This window comes from Streptomyces sp. NPDC059398 (genome assembly GCF_042751845.1).
Classification (GTDB): Bacteria; Actinomycetota; Actinomycetes; order Streptomycetales; family Streptomycetaceae; genus Streptomyces.
The window spans coordinates 590-23,872 of the sequence record NZ_JBHYWP010000119.1; the positions used below are offsets into that span (position 1 = coordinate 590).

At 72.9% G+C, this 23,283-nt stretch carries 21 protein-coding genes; 15 read left to right on the forward strand and 6 right to left on the reverse strand.

Translation table 11 applies throughout. From position 1 onward, the window contains the following. Positions 1-197 precede the first annotated feature (197 nt). A complete protein-coding gene (locus ACFXBC_RS30790) occupies positions 198-431 on the reverse strand; it encodes a chaplin (protein WP_385031827.1) in 234 nt (77 codons plus the stop codon). A gap of 251 nt (positions 432-682) precedes the next feature. Beyond that, positions 683-1,093 carry a rodlin gene (locus ACFXBC_RS30795; RefSeq protein ID WP_385031830.1) on the reverse strand — a complete coding sequence of 137 codons (411 nt, stop codon included), beginning with the start codon at positions 1,091-1,093 and terminating at the stop codon, positions 683-685. 800 nt (positions 1,094-1,893) lie between these two features. Between ACFXBC_RS30795 and ACFXBC_RS30800 the strand changes: the two genes are divergently transcribed. The 8 genes from ACFXBC_RS30800 to ACFXBC_RS30835 all read left to right on the forward strand — a co-directional run bounded on the left by ACFXBC_RS30800 (position 1,894) and on the right by ACFXBC_RS30835 (position 11,812). Next, complete coding sequence (locus ACFXBC_RS30800) at positions 1,894-3,048, forward strand: glycosyltransferase (protein WP_385031833.1); 1,155 nt, start codon at positions 1,894-1,896, stop codon at positions 3,046-3,048. Beyond that, the gene (locus ACFXBC_RS30805) at positions 3,045-4,520 is read left to right on the forward strand and encodes an exopolysaccharide biosynthesis polyprenyl glycosylphosphotransferase (protein WP_385031836.1); all 1,476 of its coding nucleotides are present in this window, start codon (positions 3,045-3,047) and stop codon (positions 4,518-4,520) included. The genes ACFXBC_RS30800 and ACFXBC_RS30805 overlap by 4 nt, the downstream gene beginning before the upstream one ends. Then, on the forward strand, positions 4,517-6,094 hold the full coding sequence (locus ACFXBC_RS30810; RefSeq protein WP_385031887.1) for an O-antigen ligase family protein: 1,578 nt from the start codon (positions 4,517-4,519) through the stop codon (positions 6,092-6,094). Before ACFXBC_RS30805 ends, ACFXBC_RS30810 begins: the two co-directional genes overlap by 4 nt. Further along, a complete protein-coding gene (gene murJ, locus ACFXBC_RS30815; RefSeq protein WP_385031839.1) occupies positions 6,091-7,761 on the forward strand; it encodes a murein biosynthesis integral membrane protein MurJ in 1,671 nt (556 codons plus the stop codon). The genes ACFXBC_RS30810 and murJ overlap by 4 nt, the downstream gene beginning before the upstream one ends. Beyond that, complete coding sequence (locus ACFXBC_RS30820) at positions 7,751-8,515, forward strand: polysaccharide deacetylase family protein (RefSeq protein WP_385031842.1); 765 nt, start codon at positions 7,751-7,753, stop codon at positions 8,513-8,515. Before murJ ends, ACFXBC_RS30820 begins: the two co-directional genes overlap by 11 nt. Further along, positions 8,512-9,708: a glycosyltransferase gene (locus ACFXBC_RS30825; protein WP_385031845.1), complete on the forward strand. Its 1,197-nt coding sequence runs from the start codon at positions 8,512-8,514 to the stop codon at positions 9,706-9,708. The genes ACFXBC_RS30820 and ACFXBC_RS30825 overlap by 4 nt, the downstream gene beginning before the upstream one ends. A 122-nt stretch (positions 9,709-9,830) precedes the next feature. Beyond that, complete coding sequence (locus tag ACFXBC_RS30830; RefSeq protein WP_385031848.1) at positions 9,831-10,541, forward strand: lipopolysaccharide biosynthesis protein; 711 nt, start codon at positions 9,831-9,833, stop codon at positions 10,539-10,541. Further along, the gene (locus tag ACFXBC_RS30835; RefSeq protein WP_385031851.1) at positions 10,541-11,812 is read left to right on the forward strand and encodes a GNAT family N-acetyltransferase; all 1,272 of its coding nucleotides are present in this window, start codon (positions 10,541-10,543) and stop codon (positions 11,810-11,812) included. The genes ACFXBC_RS30830 and ACFXBC_RS30835 overlap by 1 nt, the downstream gene beginning before the upstream one ends. Positions 11,813-11,870: 58 nt before the next feature. Here ACFXBC_RS30835 and ACFXBC_RS30840 read toward each other — a convergent pair whose 3' ends face one another. Next, positions 11,871-13,223, reverse strand: coding sequence for a glycosyl hydrolase (locus ACFXBC_RS30840; protein ID WP_385031854.1), 1,353 nt, complete (start codon positions 13,221-13,223; stop codon positions 11,871-11,873). Between the two features lie 506 nt (positions 13,224-13,729). Between ACFXBC_RS30840 and ACFXBC_RS30845 the strand changes: the two genes are divergently transcribed. Beyond that, positions 13,730-14,224 (forward strand): DUF5949 family protein, encoded by a 495-nt coding sequence (locus ACFXBC_RS30845; RefSeq protein WP_385031857.1) that lies wholly within the window; start codon positions 13,730-13,732, stop codon positions 14,222-14,224. Positions 14,225-14,284: 60 nt separating this feature from the next. Here the strand turns inward: ACFXBC_RS30845 and ACFXBC_RS30850 are convergent, their stop codons facing one another. Then, positions 14,285-15,595, reverse strand: coding sequence for a cytochrome P450 (locus ACFXBC_RS30850; protein ID WP_385031860.1), 1,311 nt, complete (start codon positions 15,593-15,595; stop codon positions 14,285-14,287). Positions 15,596-15,915: 320 nt separating this feature from the next. On the opposite strand from ACFXBC_RS30850, the gene ACFXBC_RS30855 reads away from it, so the two are divergent. Next, positions 15,916-16,416, forward strand: coding sequence for a tyrosinase family oxidase copper chaperone (locus ACFXBC_RS30855; RefSeq protein ID WP_385031863.1), 501 nt, complete (start codon positions 15,916-15,918; stop codon positions 16,414-16,416). 19 nt (positions 16,417-16,435) lie between these two features. Continuing rightward, the gene (locus ACFXBC_RS30860; protein ID WP_385031866.1) at positions 16,436-17,296 is read left to right on the forward strand and encodes a tyrosinase family protein; all 861 of its coding nucleotides are present in this window, start codon (positions 16,436-16,438) and stop codon (positions 17,294-17,296) included. A gap of 221 nt (positions 17,297-17,517) precedes the next feature. Here the strand turns inward: ACFXBC_RS30860 and ACFXBC_RS30865 are convergent, their stop codons facing one another. After that, entirely contained in the window at positions 17,518-17,808 is a 291-nt protein-coding gene (locus tag ACFXBC_RS30865) for a chaplin (protein ID WP_385031869.1), read from the reverse strand. Positions 17,809-18,236: 428 nt separating this feature from the next. Between ACFXBC_RS30865 and dnaK the strand changes: the two genes are divergently transcribed. The 4 genes from dnaK to ACFXBC_RS30885 all read left to right on the forward strand — a co-directional run bounded on the left by dnaK (position 18,237) and on the right by ACFXBC_RS30885 (position 22,586). Further along, positions 18,237-20,099: a molecular chaperone DnaK gene (dnaK, locus tag ACFXBC_RS30870; RefSeq protein WP_385031872.1), complete on the forward strand. Its 1,863-nt coding sequence runs from the start codon at positions 18,237-18,239 to the stop codon at positions 20,097-20,099. Then, the gene (gene grpE, locus ACFXBC_RS30875) at positions 20,096-20,776 is read left to right on the forward strand and encodes a nucleotide exchange factor GrpE (RefSeq protein WP_385031875.1); all 681 of its coding nucleotides are present in this window, start codon (positions 20,096-20,098) and stop codon (positions 20,774-20,776) included. Before dnaK ends, grpE begins: the two co-directional genes overlap by 4 nt. A 147-nt stretch (positions 20,777-20,923) precedes the next feature. Next, positions 20,924-22,117 carry a molecular chaperone DnaJ gene (gene dnaJ / locus ACFXBC_RS30880; protein ID WP_385031878.1) on the forward strand — a complete coding sequence of 398 codons (1,194 nt, stop codon included), beginning with the start codon at positions 20,924-20,926 and terminating at the stop codon, positions 22,115-22,117. 1 nt (position 22,118) lies between these two features. After that, entirely contained in the window at positions 22,119-22,586 is a 468-nt protein-coding gene (locus ACFXBC_RS30885) for a heat shock protein transcriptional repressor HspR (RefSeq protein ID WP_385031881.1), read from the forward strand. 61 nt (positions 22,587-22,647) lie between these two features. Here ACFXBC_RS30885 and ACFXBC_RS30890 read toward each other — a convergent pair whose 3' ends face one another. Further along, positions 22,648-23,136 (reverse strand): LuxR C-terminal-related transcriptional regulator, encoded by a 489-nt coding sequence (locus tag ACFXBC_RS30890; RefSeq protein ID WP_385031884.1) that lies wholly within the window; start codon positions 23,134-23,136, stop codon positions 22,648-22,650. Positions 23,137-23,283 lie beyond the last annotated feature (147 nt).

Consider the following 23,283-nt stretch of genomic DNA (forward strand, 5'->3'; position numbering starts at 1 on the left):
ACCGCCCCGCCCCGCCGCGCCGCGGCCCGGGCCGGGCCCCGCCCCCCCCCCCCCCCGCCCCCCCCCCCCCCCGCCGCCCCCCCCCCGCGCCCCCGGGGCGCCCCCGGCGCCGGGCCCCGCGCGCCCCCCCCCCCGCCGGGTCTGGCGAGGCCGGGGGGGGCCGCTTCAGAGACTCGCCCTCACGGGAGAGCCGTACGTCACTTGTTGACGCAGGTGTTCCCGAGCGCCGGGTTCAGCAGCGCGATGATGTCGATGCTGTTGCCGCACAGGTTGATCGGGACGTCAATCGGAACCTGGACGACGTTGCCGGAGAGGACGCCGGGCGAGCCGACGGCCGCGCCCTCCGCGCCCGAGTCGGCCATGGCGGGCGCAGCGGCTCCCAGGGCCATCATGACGCCGGCGGCGAGTACAGCAGCCTTCTTGAACTTCATGTCGATCCTTCCCGCAGCGGTGTCTCCCGCAGCCACGACCATCGCGACGCGTGTCCAGTTGCCTTTTCACGAACACCGCTGCAGGACTGCTAACGACCGGTGCGCGCCGGGGAAACTCCGATCCGCCCCCCGGCCGGCAAATGGACCCGAATGCCTGCCGCGGCATTCCTGACGTGCCGCCGGTGTGCGGACACACGCGTGGCCGCCGCGACGTCCTGTCTGCGGCGGCCACGTGGGAGCTGGCGAAGCGGTCAGCCGCGGTTCGCCGCGCCGTTGCCCGAGAGGACCGGGATGTTGTCCAGGATGTGCGACAGGGCCTCGTCGCCCTTCGCCTGGGTGGAGTTCTCGGTGCACTGCTGGTTCTGCGGCGAGGACAGGACCGGGATGTCCTGAACGGTGATCGGGACCAGGCCGACGAGGGAGCCCACGTTGGCCTTGACCGGCACACCGAGGCAGGGCTTGTTCAGCGAGCCCTGGACCAGGCTGAGCTGCGGGCTCTGGGAGCCCTTGGTGGCCGAGTTGCCGAAGGCCTGCTCGGCGCCGTTGCCGCTGGCGGAGGTGGTGCCGTCGTTGCCGATGGCCATGGCCTGCGGGGCCAGGGTCGCTCCGGCGCCGACGATGGAGGCGGTGACGGCTGCGGTGGCCAGAATCTTCTTGATCACTGTGGTCCCTTTTCTGCATTTTTGCCCGGAAGTGGAGCACCCTGATCAACTCCGGGGGCCGAGTTTGGTTCCGCCCCTTCACCCGATTGCCGTAGCGCACGAGTGTGGCGGTCCGGCCGAGTGAGCCCTTCGTGCGCGGGGTGCGCCGTGTGGTGCGGTCCACCGGGGGTGGCTGCGGGTGGGCGGGGTGCCCGTCCGTCCGTCGAATTGGATTCCGTAATCGAGCGACCGGGAAATCCCGCACTGTTTCCTACGGCCATTCCCGCACGCGCCCAACGCGTACTTCTGCTGCCGGATACGCGCCGTCACCCGTTGGGGAGCTTTGCTGGCATATGGCGGACCCGCTGCCCGCTGTCACAAGGGAATTCAGGGCATTCGGCTGACCCGCCGCACGGCGGTATGTGCGCGTCCGGCCTGATTTCCACTCTGCTTTCTGACAAAGTGCACTCCTGCTTGGGCCACTTGGGCTGCCTGGACCCCATGGGTGGCAATTCTGTCGAGACGGGAGAGCCAGTCATGCGGGAAGCGACGGGTCCGGCTGTGCTGTACGGGTGGGGCGCACGGCCCCCCACAGCGCGTTCCGCCCCGCTCCTCCCGGCGGGCCGGAACTCCGGTACTGCCGTTCCGCAGCCCGTTCCCCCCCGCGCGGCGGACAGTCCGCACTTCCGCTTCCGCGCCGAAATCCGCTGGAATTGTCCCGGCGTTCTCACCGGGCGGACGTATTCGCGCCGCTGAGCCATCGCGCTCCGCGCATCCCGGGGAAACCGATCTCCGGGTCAGGTACTAGGGGAGCCGCACACGTGCTGCCAGAAAACATTTCTTCCGGACGGCCGCTGACGGTATTTCATCTCGTGCAGCCGGTGGAGGGCGGAGTCGCCCGTGTGGTCACCGACCTCGTGCGGGCACAAGTGGCCGAGGGGATGAGGGCGGTGGTGGCCTGCCCCTCCGGCGCCGGACTGGCGTCGGCGCTCGCCGGGTCCGGCGCGGAGGTACGCCCCTGGCGGGCCGGACGGGCGCCGGGGCCCTCCCTGCCCGCCGAGACCGCGGCCGCCGCCAGGCTGATCCGTGCCTGCCGCCCCGATGTGGTGCACGCGCACAGCTCCAAGGCGGGCCTGGCCGCCCGGCTCGCCGTACGCGGGCGCGTACCGACGGTCTTCCAGCCGCACGCCTGGTCGTTCGAGGCGGTGGGCGGCGGGACCGCGCGGCTCGCGCTGGCCTGGGAGCGGTACGCGGCCCGGTGGGCCGAGCGCGTCCTGTGTGTCAGCGAGGCCGAACGGAGCGCCGGTGAGGCGGCCGGTATCGACGCACGCTGGGCGGTGATCCGTAACGGCGTCGACCTCCGCGAGTTCCGCGCCGACGGCCCCGCTGGGCCCGGGGCCGCCCCGCTGGGCCCGGGGCCCGTCGTCGTCTGCGTCGGACGGCTCTGCCGCCAGAAGGGGCAGGACGTACTCCTGCGGGCCTGGCCCGAGATCGTCCGGGCGGTGCCCGGGGCGCGCCTGGTGCTGGTCGGGGACGGCCCCGACCGGGCACCGCTGGCCAGGACCGCGCCGCCCGGTGTGCTGTTCACCGGAGCGGTCGACCGGCCGCGCGCCTGGCTGCACGCCGCCGACCTGGTCGTCCTGCCGTCCCGCTGGGAGGGCATGGCGCTGGCCCCGCTCGAAGCGATGGCCTGCGGCCGGCCCGTCGTCCTCACCGATGTGAACGGCGCCCGGGAGAGCCTGCCGCCGGGCCACGAACGGCACGGGCTCGTCCCGCCGGACGACCCGCACACGCTGGCGCGCGCGGTGCGCGAACTGCTGGCCGACGCCCGGCTGCGGGAGTCGCTGGGCAGCGAGGCCGGGGCCCACGCGCGGGCCAACTTCGACGTACGGCACACGGCCGCCGCGGTTTCGGAGCTGTACCGGCGGCTCCTGGGGCTGCCGGGATCCACCACGAGGGAGCGCATCAGCCGATGACGACGGACAGCGCATCTGCTCCCCACGCGGGCCGGGGCGCCGGCCCCGGCACAGCCGTGCCGCCGCCCGCACCCACGGTCCACCCACCGCGCGCCGCGGACGGGCCGCGGCCGGGCCGGGTCAGGCCGGCGGGAGTGCGCCGGGCACGCGCCGCGGCCCCGCTGGCCGCCGGTGACACGCTCGCCCTGGCCGCCACCAGCACTCTGGTGCCGGGGCTGCGGCTCGCGCCGCTCGTGCTCGTACCGCTGGCGGCGCTCCAACTGGTGCTGCACGCACGCGGCGGCCTCTACCGTCGGCGCCTCTCGCCTTCGGCGCTGCTCGAACTGCCCGCGCTGCTCGGCCATGCGCTGATCCTGTGGTGCGCGGCGGCGGCGTGCCTCGCGGCTGTCGGCCCCTGGCGTGTCCTCGACTGGACGGTGCTGGCCGCCGCGGTCAGCGTGCACACCCTGACCGGCTGCGCGGTGCGCGGCGCCGTCCACCGGCTGATGCGCACCGCTGCCGCCCGGCGCACCAACTCGGCGCTGATCGTCGGCGGTGGCGCCACGGCCCAGCAGATCGGTGCCGCGCTGTACGCGCACCCGGCGTACGGCATGCGGCCGGTCGGCCTGGTGGAGAGCGGGGAAGGGCCCGGCGCCGACGCCGCCGCAGCAGGGGAGGGGAGTCCGGTCCTTCCCGTGCTGGCGACCCATGAGGACATCGGCCGGGCCGTCATCCAGACCACGGTCCGCCACGCCCTGTTCACCGGCCCCGCCGACCCCGCCCTCGTCCGGCTGCTCGGCGGATACGGCGTGCAGCTGTGGCTCGTCGACACGTCGGGGCCCGGGTACGGCAGGGCCCCGGCCGACCATCTGTGGGGGTTCGCCGTCCGGCCGCTGGCCGTGTCCGGGCACCGTACGCGCCGCCGGGGCAAGCGGCCCCTCGACGCCTCACTCGCCGCCCTCGCGCTGATCGCCGCCGCGCCCGTGATGGGGCTGTGCGCGCTCGCCGTACGAATCTCCGACGGACCGGGGGTCGTCTTCCGGCAGGAACGGATCGGCATGGACGGACGCGCCTTCACCCTGCTCAAGTTCCGTACGCTGCGCCCGGCCGACGACCACGAGTCGGCGACCCGGTGGAGCGTCGCCATGGACCACCGGATGAGCGGGGTCGGCAGTCTGCTGCGCCGGACCTCCCTCGACGAGCTGCCGCAGCTGTGGAACGTACTGCGCGGGGACATGAGCCTGGTCGGCCCGCGGCCCGAACGGCCCTACTTCGTCGCGGAGTTCTCCGGGCGCCACCCCGGCTACCGGTCCAGACACCGGATGCCCGTCGGGATCACCGGGCTCGCGCAGGTCAGCGGATTGCGCGGGGACACCTCCATCGAGGACCGGGCCCGCTTCGACAACCACTACATCGACAGCTGGTCGCTCTGGCAGGACGTCTGCATCCTGGTCAGGACCGCCGGCTCGCTCTTCCGCCTTGGGGGCAGCTGACCGTGACGGCTCTCACCCCGGCCCCCGCGCTGCCCCGGCCGCGCACCGCCCGGCCCGCCGCGCCGCCCGCCGGGCCGCTCGCCCGCTGGTGGCCGGTGCTGCCGGTGGCCGCGCCCGTGCTGCTGCTCGTCGTCCCCTTCGAGTACGGGAACGGGGCCAGCACCTCCACCAACATCTCCGCGGCCGACGCGGCTTCGGCGTTCCTGGTGCTGTACTGCGCGGTACGGATACTGCGCGGCCGGACCCGCCCGCTGAGCCCGGCCGCGGCCGCCGTCCTCGGCGTCCCCGTGCTGGGTCTGGCCGCGGCCACCGTGACCGCCGCCGACCCGGTGGCGGCGCTCCCCGGGTTCGTGCGCTACCTCCAGGTGTTCGTGCTGGTGCCCGCGGCCGTCGTGCTGCTGCTCAGGGACGCCCGTGACTTCCGGTGCGTGGCCGGGGCCTTCGTCGTACTGGCCCTGTTCCAGGGCGGGTTCGGCGTCGTGCAGTACGCCACCGGCAGCGGGGCCTCGTACATGGGCTCCGACATCCGGGCCGTCGGCACCTTCGGGCCCACCGACGTCATGGGTATGGCCACCATCGTGGCCTTCGGGGTGGTCGTCGCCACCGGGCACGCGCTGCGCCCGCCGCCCGGTGCGCCCCGCTGGGTCCGCCCGGCCGCGCTCGCCGCCGCGGTGGCGCTGGTGCCGCCCCTGGCGTTCTCCTTCAGCCGTGGCGCGTGGATCGCCACGGTGGCCGCGGTGCTCGCCGTCGTCCTGCTCGCCGGGTGGCGCACGGCGGTGCGGGCGCTGGCCGCCGTGGTCGCCGCCGCCGTGGTGCTGGTCGGCGGGTTCGGAGTCGGCTCGCAGCTCATCACCGAGCGGCTCGGCTCGATCACCCAGGTCACCGCGGCCCCCGACCAGTCGGTCACCGACCGGTACACGATGTGGGCGGCGGCGGTCGGGATGTGGCGCGACGAGCCCGCGACGGGCGTCGGCCTCAAGGGCTTCCCCGCCTACCGCGACGGACACGCCTCGCTGGGGCTCTCGTCGGGCTCCGACACGGCGGGCGCCGGCCACGCGTACCAGCGCCAGCCGCTGCTCTCGCCGCACAACATGTATCTGCTGGTCCTCGGCGAACAGGGGCTCGTCGGGACCACCGCGCTGGCCGGCAGCTGGGCCGCCCTCCTGGTGGGCGGGGCACGCCGGCTGTACGCGGTACGGAGACGCCGCGCTGCGGCCGTCGACTGCGGGCTCGTCGCCGTGGGGCTGATGCTCTGGCAGACGGTCGACTTCCTGTACGCGGACATCGGCGGCCCCTCCACCGCGCTCACCGGCATCGTCTTCGGGCTCATCGCCTGGTGGGCCCTGGCGGGGCCGGAACCGGGGCCGGAAGCGCGGGGGGAAGAAGCGCGCGGGGCGGAGCTGCCGGGGGCCGTCGGTGCTGCCGCATCGGTGGGGCCGGGGGCCGACCCATCGCCGACCGCCGAACTCACGGAAAATGTGAGGCCGTTGGATGAGTCTCCTGATTCCGCAGCGCCGACTGCCGTATCACCAGGCACCGTTCGGCCCGCCTCCGCATCGCCGGGCGCCGTATGAACGAGACGACCACCGGTGAGGGCGCGCGTGCCGTGGCGAGGACCGCGGTGTCCTTGCCGGCCGCCGAGGCCCGCAGGGCCCCCGCGCCGCAGCAGGCGCCGCCCCGGCTCGGGAAGGTGCTGGCCAGGGCCGCGGCGCTCACGGCGGCGCTGACCGTCGCCGGTTCGGTGCTCGGTCTGGTCCGGGACGAGAGCATCGCGCATCTCTTCGGCGCGGGCAGTGACAGCGACGCGTTCCTGATCTCCTGGACCGTGCCGGAGATGGCGTCCACGCTGCTCATCGAGGACGCGATGGCGCTGGTGCTCGTGCCGGCCTTCGCCCACGCGCTGGCCCGGCGCGCCGCGGGAGAGCACCCCGACCCCGTACGGAGTCTGGTCTCCGCCACCCTGCCGCGCCTCCTCGTCCTGCTCGGCTGCACCACCGGGGTCCTCGTGCTCGGCGCCCCGGTGATCGTGGACCTTCTGGCGCCCGGTCTCGCCGAGCCTGGGGTGGCCGTCGCGTGCACCCGGCTGACCGCACTGACCGTGCTCTCGTTCGGGGTCACCGGCTATCTCAGCGCCGCGCTGCGGGCCCACCGCAGCTATCTGCCGCCCGCCACGATCTACGCCGCCTACAACGTCGGCATCATCGCCACCATGGTGGTGCTGCACTCCCTGTGGGGGGTGCGGGCGGCCGCCGCCGGGGTCGCCGCGGGCAGCGTCCTGATGGTGCTGGTCCAACTGCCCTCCTTCGTACGGCACATGGCGGTACGGCCCACCGGCGGCGACCTGCTCATGGGCGCCGCGGCACCGGCCGCGCCCACCGCCCGGCCCGCGCTGCCCGCCGTACTGGCGCCCGTCGTCGTCTTCACCGTCTGCCGCCAGTCCCAGGTCCTCATCGAGCGGTTCCTGGCCGCCTCGCTGCCCGCCGGGTCCATCTCGCACCTGAACTACGCGCAGAAGGTCGCGCAGGTGCCGATGATGCTGTCGCTGATGATCTGCACGGTCACCTTCCCGGTGGTCGCCAAGGCCGTCGCCGACGGCGAGGGCGACCAGGCGCGCCGCCGGGTCGAGCGCGATCTGGCGCTGGCCGGGGTCGTGGTGCTGACCGGCGCCGCGGTGGTCATCGCCTACGCCCCGCAGATCATCGACATCCTCTTCCAGCGGGGTGCCTTCAGCCCCGCCGACACCGCTTCCACCGCGTCCATCATGCGGGTCTACGCCCTCGGGCTGCTCGGCCAGTGCCTGGTCGGGGCGCTGGGCCGGCCCTTCTTCTCGGCGGTACGGCCCACCTGGTTCCCGGCCGCCGCGATGGCCGCCGGGCTCCTCGTCAACGCGGTCGCCGGTGCCCTCACCGTCGCCCCGTGGGGCGTGTACGGCATCGCCGCATCCAACGCCCTGGGGATCACCGTCACCGCCGTGCTCCTGCTCCGCGGGCTCGGCTCGCGGGTCGTCTCCATCCACGTACGCGGGGTCGCCGTGACCCTCGCCAGGCTGTCCGCCGCCGCTGCCGTGGCCTGTGCGGCGGGCCTGCTGCTCGGCCCGCTGGTGCCCGGTGCGGTGGCGAGCCTGGCAGCCGGGTGCCTGCTGGTGCCCACCGTGTTCGCGGCGGCGGCGCTCGCGCTGCGCGCCCCCGAAGTCGTCGGCCTGCTCGATCTCACCAAGCAAAGGTTCCGCCATGTCCGCTGACACGGCGTCACGCGACGCCGCCCCGCCCGCGCCCCGGTCCCGTATCCAGCCGTGGATCCTGATGTACCACTCGGTGGCCGACCCCGCCGACGACCCGTACGGCATCACCGTCGCCCCCGGGCGCCTCGACCAGCAGCTGCGGCTGCTGAGGCGGCGCGGGCTGACCGGTGTCGGGGTCGGCGCCCTGCTGCGGGCCCGCGCCGAGGGGCGCGGGCGCGGTCTGGTCGGTCTGACCTTCGACGACGGCTACCGCGACTTCACCGAACAGGCGCTGCCGCTGCTGAAGCACCACGGCTGCACGGCAACCCTGTTCGTGCTGCCCGGCAGGCCGGGCGGTGAGAACGCCTGGGACCCGCTCGGCCCACGCAAGCCCCTCCTCACCGAGGACGGCGTCCGGGCCGCGGCGGACGCGGGCATGGAGATCGGCTCGCACGGTCTGTACCACCGGGACCTCACCGAGCTGGCCGACGACGAGCTGCGCGAGGAGACCCGGGGGAGCCGCGAGCTCATCCGGCGGATCACCGGGGCCGCGCCGGAGGGCTTCTGCTACCCGTACGGAACCGTCGACCGGCGGGCCGTCGACGCCGTGCGCGACGCCGGTTACGGCTACGGCTGCGCCATCGCCCCCGGGCCGCTCGCCGGGGACCACGCGCTGGCCCGCACCCACATCAGCCACGCGGACCGGGGCCTGCGGCTGAACACCAAACGGGCGTTGCACCTGCTGCGGCAGCTGACGGCCGGAGGCGGCCGGTGAAGGTCCTGCACATCATCACCGGGCTCGGCGTCGGCGGGGCCGAACAGCAACTGCGGCTGCTGCTGAGGAGGTTGCCCGTCCACTGCGATGTGGTCACCCTCACCAACCCCGGCCCGGTCGCGGACGGGCTGCGCGCCGACGGGGTCTCCGTCACCCATCTGGGGATGGGCGGCAACCGCGACCTGGCCGCGCTGCCCCGGCTGGCCCGGCTGATCAGGCGCGGCCGGTACGACCTGGTCCACACCCATCTCTACCGCGCCTGTGTCTACGGCAGGACCGCCGCCCGGCTGGCCGGGGTCCCCGCCGTCGCCACCGAACACTCGCTGGGCGAGCGGTCCATCGAGGGCCGCCCGCTGACCCGCTCCACCCGTGCGCTCTATCTGCGCACCGAGCGCTTGGGCTCGGCGACGGTCGCGGTGTCGGCGCCCGTCGCCGGCCGGCAGGGCGGCTGGGGGGTACCGGCGCGGCGCATCCATGTCGTACCGAACGGCATCGACGGGTCGCGGTACCGGCACGACCCCGGGGTCCGGGCCGCCACCCGGGCCCTGCTCGGGATCCCGGCCGGTGCGTTCGTGGTGGGCGGGGTCGGCAGGCTGGTGCCGGGCAAACGGTTCGACCTGCTGGTACGTGCGGTCGCCGCGCTGCCCGGGGTCCGGCTGCTGCTGGCCGGGGACGGGCCCGAGCGGGAGGCGCTGCGGGGGCTCGCGGAGCGGCTCGGAGCCACCGGCCGCATCCACTTCCTCGGCGAGTGCGACGCGCTGCCCGGCGGACCGCACACCGGACCGCACACCGGACCGCACACCGGACGGCACGCCGGACCGACCGTTCCCGCCGTCCTGGACGCGGCGGACGTCTTCGTCTCCACGTCCGCCGAGGAGTCGTTCGGGCTCGCCGTCGTCGAGGCGCTCGCCGCCGGTCTTCCCGTCCTGTACGCCGCCTGCCCCGCGCTCGACGACTTCTCCCGGGAGCCGGTGCCCGGGGCGGTACGGGTGCCGGGCGGCGCCGCTGCCTTCGAGGCGGCGCTCCGCCACCAACTTGACCTGGGCGCAAGGAGGCTGGCGCCCCCGGCGGTGGCCGGCCACTACGACATCGCGCGCAGCGCGAGCGGCCTGCTCGGCGTGTACACGCACACCGTCGGGGCCGCCCCGGCCGTTCCACGCGTACGCCCGCCGTTCGTGACCCCCGTTCCGTAGCCGGGACGAAGCCCCGGCCGAGCCCGGCCGAGCCCCCGGCCGGGACGAAGACCTCAGCCGGGACGAAGACCCCGTCACCACGCCGTCACCACGCCCGTCACCCCGACCGAGAAGTGAGCCCCATGTCTGATTCGACCCGCGAAGAACCCCGCGCCGTCCGCATCATCCGGAACTCCGGGCGGGCCGTCCGCCGTCGCGCCGCCGCGCTGCCGGTCTGGTGGCCGCTGCCGCTGTGCGCCCTCGTCGGTGTGGCCGGCGGTGCGTCCTACAGCGCGCTCGCTGCCCCCCAGTACGCCGCCACCAGCTATGTCGTCGCGGCCCCCGCCAAGGGCTCCGACCCCGCCACCGCGCTCGGCTTCGCCCAGGCGTACGGCCGTATCTCCACCAGTACGTCGACCCTGGCCGCGGCCCAGCGCGCGGCGGGTGTCCCGGCACGGACGCTGGGCCGGCACGTACGGACGGAGACCTCGCCCGAGTCCCCGATGATCGGTGTCACCGGAACCGCGACCCGCCCCGGCAAGGCCGCCGACATCGCCAACGCGGTGGCCGGGGCGATCACCACCGGCGGCAACGGCGCTGCGGCCAGCACCGGCGTCCGTCTGGTCCTGTTCTCGAAGGCCGTCGCGCCGTCCGCCGCCGTCTCGCCATCGGCGCCGGTCAGCATCGCGGTCGGCGGCTGCGCCGGCGGTCTCGTCGGCGCCCTCGTCCTGCTGGTCCGTCCGCGCCGCCGCCAGTGGAACCCGGGCACGGCGGTCCCGGCGCCCGCCCAGGCGGCCGGCCCCGACGCGCTCGCCGAGCCGGGCCGGCCCGCCCAGCTGACGGAACACGCCTGATGTCGGTGGCCACCGGGACGGGGACCGGTACCGGGAACAAGGCCGGCGCGGGGGCCGGAACAGCGGCTGGTGCCAGGACCGGCACCGGGACCGACACCAGGACCGGTACCGGGGCCGGTCTGTCCGTGACGCTCTGCCGCGACGAGCGGCAGTTCGCCGCGCTGGAGACCCAGTGGGCGGCGCTGCACCGCGGCTGCGCCGCCGCCACCCCGTTCCAGAGCCACTCCTGGCTGTACTCCTGGTGGCTCTCGTACGGCACTCCGGGGCGGCTGCGGGTGGTGCTCGTACGGCGCGGGGGGCGGTTGGTGGGGGCGGCCCCGCTGATGCTCGCCCACCGGCCGCTGCCGCTCCTCGTCCCGCTGGGCGGCAGCATCTCCGACTTCTCGGACATCCTCATCGACGGCACCCAGCCGCCCGGCACGCTCGCCGCGCTCACCGAGGGGCTGCTCCGGGCGGCCCGGCACACGGTGATCGACCTGCGTGAGGTACGGCCGGGTGCCGCTGCCGAGCGGCTCTACGACCGCTGGCCCGGCGCACGGCGCAGGCTCAGCGACTCGGTCTGCCTCGAACTGCCCGCCGAACCCATCGAGCAGCTGGTGAAGCGGCTCGCCTCCGCACGGGCCCAGCGGGTCCGGGCCAAGCTGCGCAAGCTCGACGCGCTGGGGATCGAGGAGCGCGATGTCGCGGAGCACGAAGTGCCCGGCGCCATCCGGGAGTTGCTCCGGCTGCATGAGCTGCAGTGGCGCGGCCGGGGGGTCACCCCCGAGCATCTGAGGCCCCGGTTCGCCGAGCATCTGACGCGCGCCACCCGGCGCATGGTCAGGGACGGCGACGCGGTCCTCACCGAGTACCGGCTGGACGGGGCGGTGGTCGCCGCCAATGTCACGCTCCACTCCGCGCAGCTCAGCGGCGGCTATCTGTACGGCGCCGACCCCCAGCTCCGTACGAAGAAGGTCGACGTCGCGGCGATGCTGCTGCGCCGGGACGCCCGGAGCGCCGCGGAGAGCGGCCGTACCGTCATCAGCCTGCTGCGCGGCACCGAACCGTACAAGAGCCACTGGCGCCCGGCCGTCGTGACCAATGAGCGGCTGCTGCTCGCACCGGCCCCGCTCACCCCGGTGCTGAGTCTGTACGCGGCCCAGCTTGCGGGCCGTGACCGGGCGGCCGCGACGGTGAACTCGCTCCGGCCCGTGGTGGGCGAGTGGCGCACCCGGCTCAGTACCCGGCTCGGCGCCCGGACCGGCACCCGGGAGGCGGCGGACGGCCGGTGACCGCCCGCTGCCCGCCGCCCGCCGTGCCGCCGCCCGCCGTCCTGCGCTCCGCGCCCTGTCACTCCTCCGGCAGGGAGACGCAGATCTTGCGGGGCTTGAACCAGGGGCCTGACCACTCGCCCAGGTCGACCCGGATGCACCACTGCTTGTGGCCCGTCGGATGCGGCTTCGGCTTCGTGCCGGGCTGTGTACTCGGCTCGGTACTGGGCTCAGTACTCGGCTCGGTGCTCGGCTCGGTGCTGGGCCTGTTCGGATCCGGCCTGGCCTCCTGGGACACCTTGGCCCGGAAGACCTTCGACGCGTCGGGGTTCTCGTCGCACTGCCACACACCGTGCGGGCAGTAGTCGGTGATGGTCTGGTACAGCGGTTTGTGCGCGTCGAACCAGGCCAGCATCCCGCGCATGTACTCGGTGTTGTCGCCGTTCCTGTAGAGGCCCCATTCGGGGTAGGAGATCTGCTTCTTGTGCGCGGCGGCGAAGTCGACCTGCTTCTGCAGCCCGTACGCCCCCTTCACCTGGTCCTCGAAGCTGTCGCCGGGCGGCTGGTCGTACGAGTCCATCCCCACGATGTCCACCGTGGCGTCGCCCGGATAGCACTGGGTCCAGGGGATGTCGTCCGGGCCGCGGTTGGGCGTGAAGTCGAACTTGAACTTCTGGCCGGGGACGGAGCGCATCGCGGTGACGATCCGGTTCCAGTACCTCTTCCAGCCCTGCGGATCGGGGCCGCAGCGCTGGGTGTAGGTGGTGCCGTTCATCTCCCAGCCCAGCACGATCACCGTGTCGGGGATCCCCAGCTTCACCAGCCGGGTGGCCAGTTTGCGGTAGTGGTCGTCGAAGTCGCCCCGGGCGCCCCGGTGGATGAGGTCCCGGACCTCGTCGTCCGGCAGACGGTCCTCGTTGTGCTGCTGCATGGGCACGTTGAGCACGAACATCCGGTCGGGATCGGCGCGGCGCCACTTCGCCCAGGGGCTGAGGAAATCGGGCTGCCCCTCGATGTTCGACCAGACGTCACCCGGCAGATAGGTGTGCCCCACCCGCAGATCGGCGCCGTCCAGCCAGTGCGAGAGGTCGGCGATCCGTGCGACGCCCTTGGGGCCGTAGTCCAGGTACGCGCCCACCGCCGGGACGGAGTCGTCCGGTTCCGCGGGGAGGGGGCCCTTCCGCTCCTCGGCGGCGGAGTCCCCGGCCGCGGAGTCCTTGGCTGTGGAGCTCTGCGGCGCCGGGTGCTGGGGGGCCGGCCCCTTCGGCGCGTGGGTTACGGAATTCCCCGGCGCCGCCGGGGCGGATCCGGTGGGGGACGGAGCGGGAGCGGGCCTGAGCGCGCCGTACGCCCCGCCCGCTCCGGCCACGAGAAGACCGGTGGCCACGCCCGCGATGCAGGCGCCCCTCAACCGACGTCCTGGATGGGGCATGGGCCTCTCCTCGTTGACTCGTGCAGGTGACGGAACATGCGGACGCGTCGTCCGCGGACTCGTGCGCCGTTGGTCAAACCGTCTCCCCGATCGGTCGTACGGGCGCGCTGCGCTGGGCCATCGGTGCGCAGCGTGACCCTCAGTCAGCTCCATCCAGGTGAACGGCGTGACGTCCGGGCCACCGACCGAACCGGGGCCGGGCCGTGCCGGGCGACGGGGAGAGGCGGGGCCGTACGGGGAGGGCCGGGGCAGTAACGAATGCAACGGGAGGTCGTTGGTCAAGGCGTCGCATGGGAAAGAACGTTTCCCCCGCGGACTGCCCAGGGCCCGCCTGGTCTTGGGCGGTCCGCACCGGCGGCCGGCGCCCTACCGGTCATTTGCGGATGGTACGAGGCCGGTTTGCGTTCGGTTCGTGATCGTTTCGCGAGCGGTCCGCGGCGGTCGGTTCAGTCTTCCGGGTGAACGACCGCCCTGGGTGCCCCGGGCCGCCGCTAGGGTGCCGAGCCATGACCGCATCGCATACCGACACAAGCAGTGTCCAGCGTGACCAATTGGGCACCCTCTCCGTACTCGCCTGGTCCGGCGACCCCGAAACGAACAACACGCCCTATCTGCTGGCCTACTCACTCGGTGACGGCAAGGACGGCGCCGAGGCCGGCGAGGCCGCGGTACGCCTGCTCTTCCACGAACTCGGTATCCCGCTGGGCACCTCCGTCGCCGACGGCTCCCGGCCGGGTTTCCCGGTCAGGCTGCTCGTCGAGGGCGGCCAGGCCGCCGTCAACATGCCGTATCTGAGTGCCCAGTGCCCGGTCCCGCCGGAGTGGCTGAAGGCCGTGGCCGACCGCCGCGAGGTGCACTTCATGTTCGCGAGCAAGCCATGGCCGCAGGCGGTGCCGGGCCGGCCCGTGTCGGAGGAGATCCTCGGCGCCTTCGTCGGCGACGAGGCCATGCTCGCCACGACCGCGCACTGCATGCTGCCGGTCACCCAGCTGCGGAAGTAGCCCCGGGCCGCGGGGCGCGGGGCGGGACCGGGGGTACGCGCCCCCGGCCCCGCCCCGCCGTCATACGCCGCTCTTCGGCGCGGGCGGTTCGAAGGTGAACCGCAGTGCCCGCACCCTGTTGTCGAAGTTCGAGCCCGCCAGATCCGGCAGGCCCACCGCGCGGAGCGCCAGCGGGCGGCTCAGCAGCTCCCGGAAGAGCGCCTTGATCTCCTGCCGGGCCAGGTGCGAGCCCAGGCAGAAGTGCGGGCCGCCGCCCCCGTACCCCAGGTGCGGGTTGGGGGCGCGGGTGATGTCGAAGGCGTCCGGATCGGCGAATACCGCCTCGTCGCGGTTGGCCGACGCGTAGTAGAGCACCACCTTGTCGCCGGGCCGGAAGAGGTGTCCGCCCAGCTCGTACTCGCTCCGTACCGTCCTGCGGAACTGGATGATCGGCGTCGAGTGCCGTACGACCTCGTCCACCGCCCCGTCCGCGTACCGCTCGAAGTCCGATGCGAGCAGCGCCCGCTGCTCCGGGTTGTCGGTCAGCAGCGTCAGCGCGTGGGTGATCGCGTTCCGGGTGGTCTCCACACCGGCCACCATCAGCAGCGAGAAGAAGGAGCCGAGGCTGCGGGCGCCTAGCCCCCGCCCGTCCACATCGGCGCGCACCAGCGCGGAGATCAGGTCGTCGGTGGGGTGCCGGCGCCGCTCACGGCCCAGCGCCGCCATCATCAGATGCATCCGGGCCAGCGCCCGCAGTCCGCGCCCGGGGTCGCGCAGCCGGGCGCCGATGCCGCGCTTCACGCCCGCGTTCTCGGACGCGTGGTCGATACGGCCCGCGATGTCGGCGCGGTAGCGCTCCGGGATGCCCATGAGGTTGCAGATGACCTCGAACGGCATCCGCGAGGACACCGACGCCACGAAATCGTCGGGGCGCCGCGCGATCATGTCGTCCACGACCCGCTCGGCGACCCGGCGGATGTCCTCGTCGGCCGCGGCGAGCAGCCTCGGTGTGAAGGCCCGGGAGACCACCCGGCGGAGCCGGGTGTGGTGCGGGGCGTCCAGGTTGACCATGGAATCGCCGAACAGGAACCTGACCCAGCGGGCGGGCTCCGGTGTGGTGACACCGGGGGCGCTGGCGAACACCTCCGGCAGCCGGCTGGCCCGTACGACGTCGGCGTGCCGGACCAGTGCGTAGAACCCCTGCTCGGGCCTGCGCCGGGTGGCCGGACGCTCGGTGAACCAGACGGGGTGGTCGACCTTCCTGAGCGCGGCGAAGGCCGCCAGCCTCACGTCCGGGGGCAGTTGCCAGAACGACGGGTCCGCGAGATCCGCCCCCGCCGGGCGGGCCGGGTGCGCCGGTCGCCGCACGGCGGGCTGTGCCGGGAGCCTCATCGCCACGGTGTCCTTCCCCCGGGCCGCACAGCCCTGGTCCGGCGGTCATCGTGGCGCATCCGCGGCGTAACGGCCCTGCCCCCGCCGGGCCGGGCGGACAAGTTCCCGCTCCGGCGCAGGACATTCCCCCCGTACGGCCGAACGGCCGCCGGGCCGGCCGCAGTCGGGTGAGCCGGAGCCGCTGGTCGGCGCGCCGTTGAGGTGACTTGTCTGAAGAACTGTTTCCTCGTGCCGTCGTTGTCACCGACGAGCCGCGGCCCGGCGTGCATCACGCGCGTCGGGCCGCGCTCGCCAGCGGGCTGAACCGGAAGGAGTCAGGAATGGGAGCGTCCACGCGCGGCATGGCCGGGAGGGAGCGGCGGGAACGGTTGCGCCGGACAGGACACCCGGAGCGGGCGGGCCGCCCGGAACCGGTGGATTCGCCCGTGCCGGTGACCCGGCGCGGCGCGCTGCGCGCCCTGTTCGCGGTGGGGGCGGTGGGCGGCACGGCCGGGGCGCTCTCCCCGATCGTGCGGGCCGGCGCCACCGGCCGCGAGGGCGACGACGGCAAGGGGGTCCTGTCGCCGGGGCCGCCGCAGGAGCTGCGGGACGTGTTCGACGAGGTGTACCGGGGCCGCCGCATCCGGGGCAGGACGGTGGGCGACTCCACCGAAGTGACCGTCGACGGCAGGCCGCTGCACCTCATGCGGCGGGCCGACGGCAGCTACCTCAGCATGGTCGACCACTACGAGTCGTACCCGACGCCCCTGGCGGTCGCGCGCGGCGCGGTCGACGAACTCGGTTCGGCCCAGCTGTCGTTGACCTCCATGCACCAGCTCTGACCGGGGAGGTTCCCGACTCGTGTACACGCGCAAGAACCAGAAGAACCTCACCGCGGCGGAGAAGCGGCGGTTCGTCTCCGCCGTACTGGAGGTCAAGCGATCCGGCCAGTACGACGACTTCGTCCGGACACACGGCGAGTACTACGTGCCGGACGGCTCGCAGGGGAAGCGGGTGGCACATATGGCACCCACCTTCTTCCCCTGGCACCGCCGTTTCGTGCTGGAATTCGAGCGCGCTCTCCAGGCGGTGGACCCCAGTGTCACCGTGCCGTACTGGGACTGGACGGCCGACCAGTCCCCGGCCGCCGGGCTCTGGGGGGACGACTTCCTCGGCGGCGACGGCCGGCGGTCCGACCAGCAGGTGATGACCGGGCCCTTCGCCTACCGCGAGGGGAACTGGGACATCACGGTCGGGGTGACCGAGAACCGGTTCCTGACGCGCGACTTCGGCCGCCACGCCCGCCCGGTGCCGCTGCCGAGCAGGGCCGATCTGGCCCGCGCGATGAACGAACCGCTGTACGACGCGGCCCCCTGGGACTCCACCGTGCCGCACGGCTTCCGCAACACCTTCGAGGGCTGGTCGGTCGGGAACGGGCCGGCCTGGCGCAACCACAACCTGGTGCACCGCTGGGTGGGCGGGGCGATGAACACCGCGACCTCGCCCAACGACCCGGTCTTCTGGCTGCACCACTCCTTCTGCGATCTGGTGTGGGACCGCTGGCAGAAGGCGCATCCGCACGCGGGATTCCTCCCCGCGCGGAAGCTCTCCCCGGGCGATCCGCAGAGCGGCCGGGTCTTCAGCCTGGACGAGCCGATGGAGCCGTGGGGCGTGAAGCCCTCGTCGATGCTGAGCCACGCGTCCCTCTACCGGTACGCCTGAGGACTCCACCGGTACGCCCGAGGCGGCCCCGCGTACGCCCGAGGCGGCTCCGTGGGCCCGAAGCTTCCCCCGGGCACGGCCTGAGGCGGCGTCCGGTGACGCCCGATGCGGCTCCCGCCCCCGGACACACCTGTGGCCACCCCCGCGGAGGGGGTGGCCACAGGTGGAGGGAGGTGCTGCCTCCCGTCGTCTCAGCTCGGCCGGACCGGTGAGCCGGTCTCTCAGTTGCCGTAGCCGTCGTCGCCGTAGCCACCGTGGCCGTGGTCGTGCTGGCTGGCGTTGACGCAGGTGTTGCCGAACGCCGGGTTGAGCAGACCGATGACGTTGACGGTGTTGCCGCAGAGGTTCACCGGGATGTGGACCGGGATCTGGACCTGGTTGCCGGAGATGACACCCGGGGAGCCGACAGCGGCACCCTGGGCTCCGGCGTCGGCGGCGGCCAGACCGGCGGAGCCGGCCAGGACGGCGCCGGTGCCCGCGAGTACGGCGGCGGCCTTCGCGATACGCGACATTGCGTTCTCCTTGGAACAGTGGAACGGGAACGGTGAACAATCGGGGTCAGCCGCAGGATTCACGGTCTGACGTGTCGTTCAACGCCGCAGCGCACCGGCGGTAACGGATGACGATCAAAGTCGCCGGGGGCGGGTGCGGGCCGGCGGGCTCAGCGGCGGACACCCGCCGGGCAGCGGACCGGGTCGGGCGATAGGCTCATTCGGGGCATTTGCGGCGTAACGCGTCCGGCGCCGCGCCCAGGCTCCGGCCGTGCCGATCGGGCAGCGTCCGAGCCCATCCGGCCGCACCCACTCCCACCTGGGCTTCTTCCGTGTTGCGCATAAGGCCGGGATAAAAGTTGAGTGGACCCGACTCAGGTCGGTTGACTCCGCAGGATCTGTCGTGCACTCTTGAGCCAGTTCCACTCAAGTCAGCTGGAGGATTCACCATGGCACGTGCGGTCGGCATCGACCTGGGCACGACTAACTCCGTCGTCAGCGTTCTCGAAGGCGGCGAGCCCACCGTCATCACCAACGCCGAAGGCGCCAGGACCACGCCGTCCGTCGTCGCCTTCGCCAAGAACGGCGAGGTGCTCGTCGGCGAGGTCGCCAAGCGCCAGGCAGTCACGAACGTCGACAGGACCATCCGGTCGGTCAAGCGCCACATGGGCACCGACTGGAAGATCGACCTGGACGGCAAGAGCTTCAACCCGCAGCAGATGAGCGCCTTCATCCTGCAGAAGCTGAAGCGTGACGCCGAGTCGTACCTGGGCGAGAAGGTCACCGACGCGGTGATCACCGTCCCGGCGTACTTCAACGACTCCGAGCGCCAGGCGACGAAGGAGGCCGGCGAGATCGCGGGTCTGAACGTCCTGCGCATCGTCAACGAGCCGACCGCCGCCGCCCTGGCGTACGGGCTCGACAAGGACGACCAGACCATCCTCGTCTTCGACCTCGGCGGCGGCACCTTCGACGTGTCGCTCCTGGAGATCGGCGACGGCGTGGTCGAGGTCAAGGCCACCAACGGTGACAACCACCTCGGTGGTGACGACTGGGACCAGCGCGTCGTCGACTACCTGGTGAAGCAGTTCTCCAACGGCCACGGCGTGGACCTGTCCAAGGACAAGATGGCTCTCCAGCGTCTCCGCGAGGCCGCGGAGAAGGCGAAGATCGAGCTGTCGTCCTCGACGGAGACCACGATCAACCTGCCGTACATCACGGCGTCGGCCGAGGGCCCGCTGCACCTGGACGAGAAGCTCACGCGCTCGCAGTTCCAGCAGCTCACCGCCGATCTGCTGGACCGCTGCAAGAGCCCCTTCCACAACGTCATCAAGGACGCGGGCATCCAGCTCTCCGAGATCGACCACGTCGTTCTCGTCGGTGGCTCGACCCGTATGCCGGCCGTCGCCGAGCTCGTCAAGGAGCTGACCGGTGGCCAGGACGCCAACAAGGGTGTGAACCCGGACGAGGTCGTCGCGATCGGCGCCTCGCTCCAGGCCGGTGTCCTCAAGGGCGAGGTCAAGGACGTCCTGCTGCTCGACGTGACGCCGCTCTCCCTCGGTATCGAGACCAAGGGAGGGATCATGACCAAGCTCATCGAGCGCAACACCACGATCCCGACCAAGCGCTCCGAGATCTTCACGACGGCCGAGGACAACCAGCCGTCCGTGCAGATCCAGGTCTACCAGGGCGAGCGCGAGATCGCGGCGTACAACAAGAAGCTCGGGATGTTCGAGCTGACCGGTCTGCCGCCGGCCCCGCGCGGTGTGCCGCAGATCGAGGTCGCCTTCGACATCGACGCCAACGGCATCATGCACGTCGCTGCCAAGGACCTCGGCACCGGCAAGGAGCAGAAGATGACCGTCACCGGTGGCTCCTCGCTGCCGAAGGACGAGGTCAACCGGATGCGCGAAGAGGCCGAGCAGTACGCGGACGAGGACCACAAGCGCCGCGAGGCCGCCGAGTCGCGCAACCAGGGCGAGCAGCTCGTCTACCAGACCGAGAAGTTCCTCAAGGACAACGAGGACAAGGTCCCGGGCGACGTCAAGACCGAGGTCGAGGAGGCCCTCACCGAGCTGAAGGAGAAGCTCAAGGGTGAGGACACCGCCGAGATCCGTACGGCCACCGAGAAGGTCGCCGCGGTCTCGCAGAAGCTCGGCCAGGCGATGTACGCGAACGCCGAGGGCGCCGCTGCCGCCGGCGGTGCGCCGGGCGGCGAGGGCACCGAGCAGGCGTCCGAGGCGCCTGACGACGTGGTCGACGCCGAGATCGTGGACGACGAGAAGGACGGCCGTCAGGGAGGCGCCGCATGACGGAGGAGACTCCGGGCTTTGAAGAGGAGCCCGACGTCCCCTCCGGCGCGACCTCCGAAGACGCCGCGCCGAAGGCCGCCGGGTCCGACTCCGCGAAGGAGTCGGAGCCGGCGGCCCCGGCAGGGGACGCACAGAGCAGCCGGGACGGTCAGGGCGGTCGGGACGGTCAGGACATCGCGCTGACGGCTCAGCTGGACCAGGTCCGCACCGCGCTCAGCGAGCGCACCGGGGACCTCCAGCGGCTCCAGGCGGAGTACCAGAACTACCGCCGCCGGGTGGAGCGGGACCGGGTCCAGGTCAAGGAGGTCGCCGTCGCGACCCTCCTCGCCGAACTCCTCCCGACGCTCGACGACATCGGCCGCGCCCGGGAGCACGGCGAACTGGTCGGCGGCTTCAAGTCGGTGGCCGAATCGCTGGAGACGGTCGCCGCGAAGATGGGCCTCCAGCAGTTCGGCAAGGAGGGCGAGCCCTTCGACCCGACGATCCACGAGGCCCTGATGCACTCGTACGCGCCGGACATCACCGAGGACACGTGCGTGGCGATCCTGCAGCCGGGGTACCGGTTCGGCGAGCGCACCATCCGCCCCGCGCGAGTCGCGGTGGCCGAGCCCCAGCCGGGCGCGCAGGCCAAGGACGAGGCGCCGGACGAGGAGAGCGGTGGCCCGGACGAGGGCTGACGCCAGGAGCAGTGGCGACCGGAGTACCGGGAGCACCTGGGATGTCGGGAGCACCCGGAGTGTCGGGAGCGACCGGAATATCGGTAGTGACCTGAGTATCGGGAGTGACCTGAGTATCAGGAGCGAACGGAAGGAGGGACGTCGGGGATGAGCACCAAGGACTTCGTCGAGAAGGACTACTACAAGGTTCTCGGCGTCCCGAAGGACGCCACCGAGGCCGAGATCAAGAAGGCGTACCGGAAGCTCGCGCGCGAGCTGCACCCGGACGCCAACAAGAACGACGCCAAGGCCGAGGAGCGGTTCAAGGAGGTCTCCGAGGCGAACGATGTCCTCGGCGACCCCAAGAAGCGCAAGGAGTACGACGACGCGCGTGCTCTCTTCGGCAACGGCGGATACCGGCCAGGACCCGGAGCCGGCGGCGGCGGTTCGTTCAACTTCGACCTGGGGGACCTCTTCGGAGGTGCACCGGGCGGAGGAGCGGGCCAGCCGGGCGGCGCGGGCGGATTCGGCGGCGGCCTGGGGGACGTGTTCGGCGGGCTGTTCAACCGGGGCGGTCCCGGTACCACCCGCACCCAGCCGCGCCGCGGCCAGGACATCGAGTCCGAGGTGACGCTCAGCTTCACCGAGGCGGTCGACGGGGCCACGGTCCCGCTGCGGATGTCCAGCCAGGCGCCCTGCAAGGCGTGTTCGGGCACCGGCGACAAGAACGGCACACCGCGGGTCTGCCCGACCTGCGTCGGCACCGGCCAGGTGTCGCGCGGCAGCGGCGGCGGTTTCTCACTGACCGACCCGTGCGTGGACTGCAAGGGCCGCGGACTCATCGCCGAGAACCCGTGCGAGGTCTGCAAGGGCTCCGGGCGGGCCAAGTCCTCCCGGACCATGCAGGTCCGGATCCCGGCGGGTGTCTCCGACGGGCAGCGAATCAGGCTGCGCGGCAAGGGCACCCCGGGCGAGCAGGGCGGCCCGGCCGGTGACCTCTATGTGATCGTCCATGTCGACGCCCACCCGGTCTTCGGCCGCAGGGGCGACAACCTCACCGTCACCGTGCCCGTCAGCTTCACGGAGGCGGCACTCGGCGGCGAGATCAAGGTACCGACGCTCGGCGGCCCCCCGGTCACGCTGAAACTGCCCGCGGGTACGCCCAACGGCCGTACGATGCGGGCCCGGGGCAAGGGCGCCGTACGCAAGGACGGCACCCGCGGGGACCTGCTGGTCACCGTCGAGGTCGCCGTGCCGGCGGACCTCAGCGACAAGGCACGTGAGTCGCTGGAGACCTACCGCGACGCGACCGCGGGCCACGACCCGCGCGCGGAGCTCTTCCAGGCCGTGAAGGGAGCTTGAGATGAATGGCCGCCGAGGACGCCGTGACCCCTCCATGGGTTACGAACTGACCGACGAGACCCCCGTGTACGTCATCTCGGTCGCCGCTCAGCTCTCGGGCCTGCACCCGCAGACCCTGCGCCAGTACGACCGTCTCGGCCTGGTCTCACCGGGCCGGACGGCCGGGCGCGGCCGGCGGTACTCGGCCCAGGACATCCAGCTGCTCCGTACGGTGCAGCAGCTGTCCCAGGACGAGGGCATCAACCTCGCGGGCATCAAGCGCATCATCGAACTGGAGCACCAGGTCGCCGCACTCCAGTCCAGGATCGCCGAGCTGTCGGCGGCGGTGGACGGCGCGGCGGTCGCCATGCAGCAGCGCGAGGCGCAGGTCCATGCCTCGTACCGCCGCGACCTGGTCCCGTACCAGGACGTCCAGCAGACCAGTGCCCTGGTGGTCTGGCGGCCGCGGCCGAAGCGGACGCCCGAGTAGGGCACTTGAACAGGCCGGACAGCCTTTCCGAGGGCCGTCACCCCGCCCGGGGTGGCGGCCCTCAGGCGTGTGCGCGGCTGTCGAGCATCCCGGACTGGGCGATGCGGACGCCGAGTTGGACCCGGTTGGTGGTGCCGAGCACGGTGGAGAGGTGCGCGATGTGCGTACGGCAGGTACGGACGCTGATGCCGAGCCGTTTGGCGACGGCTTCGTCGGGGTGCCCCTCGCTGAGCAGCCGGGCGACGGCGTACTGGCGCTCGGAGACGCCCGCTTCGGCGGGTACGGGCGGCGCGGGTTCGTTGAGGGGGATGCCCTGGCGCCAGAACCGCTCGAAGACGGTGGCGAGGTACTCGATCAGCGCGGGGTGGCGCAGCTCCAGGGCGGTGGTGCGGTCGGCGCTCGCGGGGATGAAGGCGACCGAGCGGTCGAAGATGATCAGGCGCTCGGGGATGTCGTCCAGGCTGCGGATCTCGATGGAGCCGCCCATCTGCTTCAGGTAGTCGCGCAGTCCGGGGCTGTGCAGGGTCGCGCGCTGGTAGAGGGTGCGCATATGGGCGCCGCGTTCGCGCAGCGCGAGATCTCTGGGCAGTGCGGTGGGGCGCGGCGCTGCGCGGGGGGGGCCCGGGGGGCGGGAGCACAAGGAGGGGGGGGCGGCGGCCGGGGGGGGGGGGGGGGGCCGGGGTGTGAGTGGGGTGGA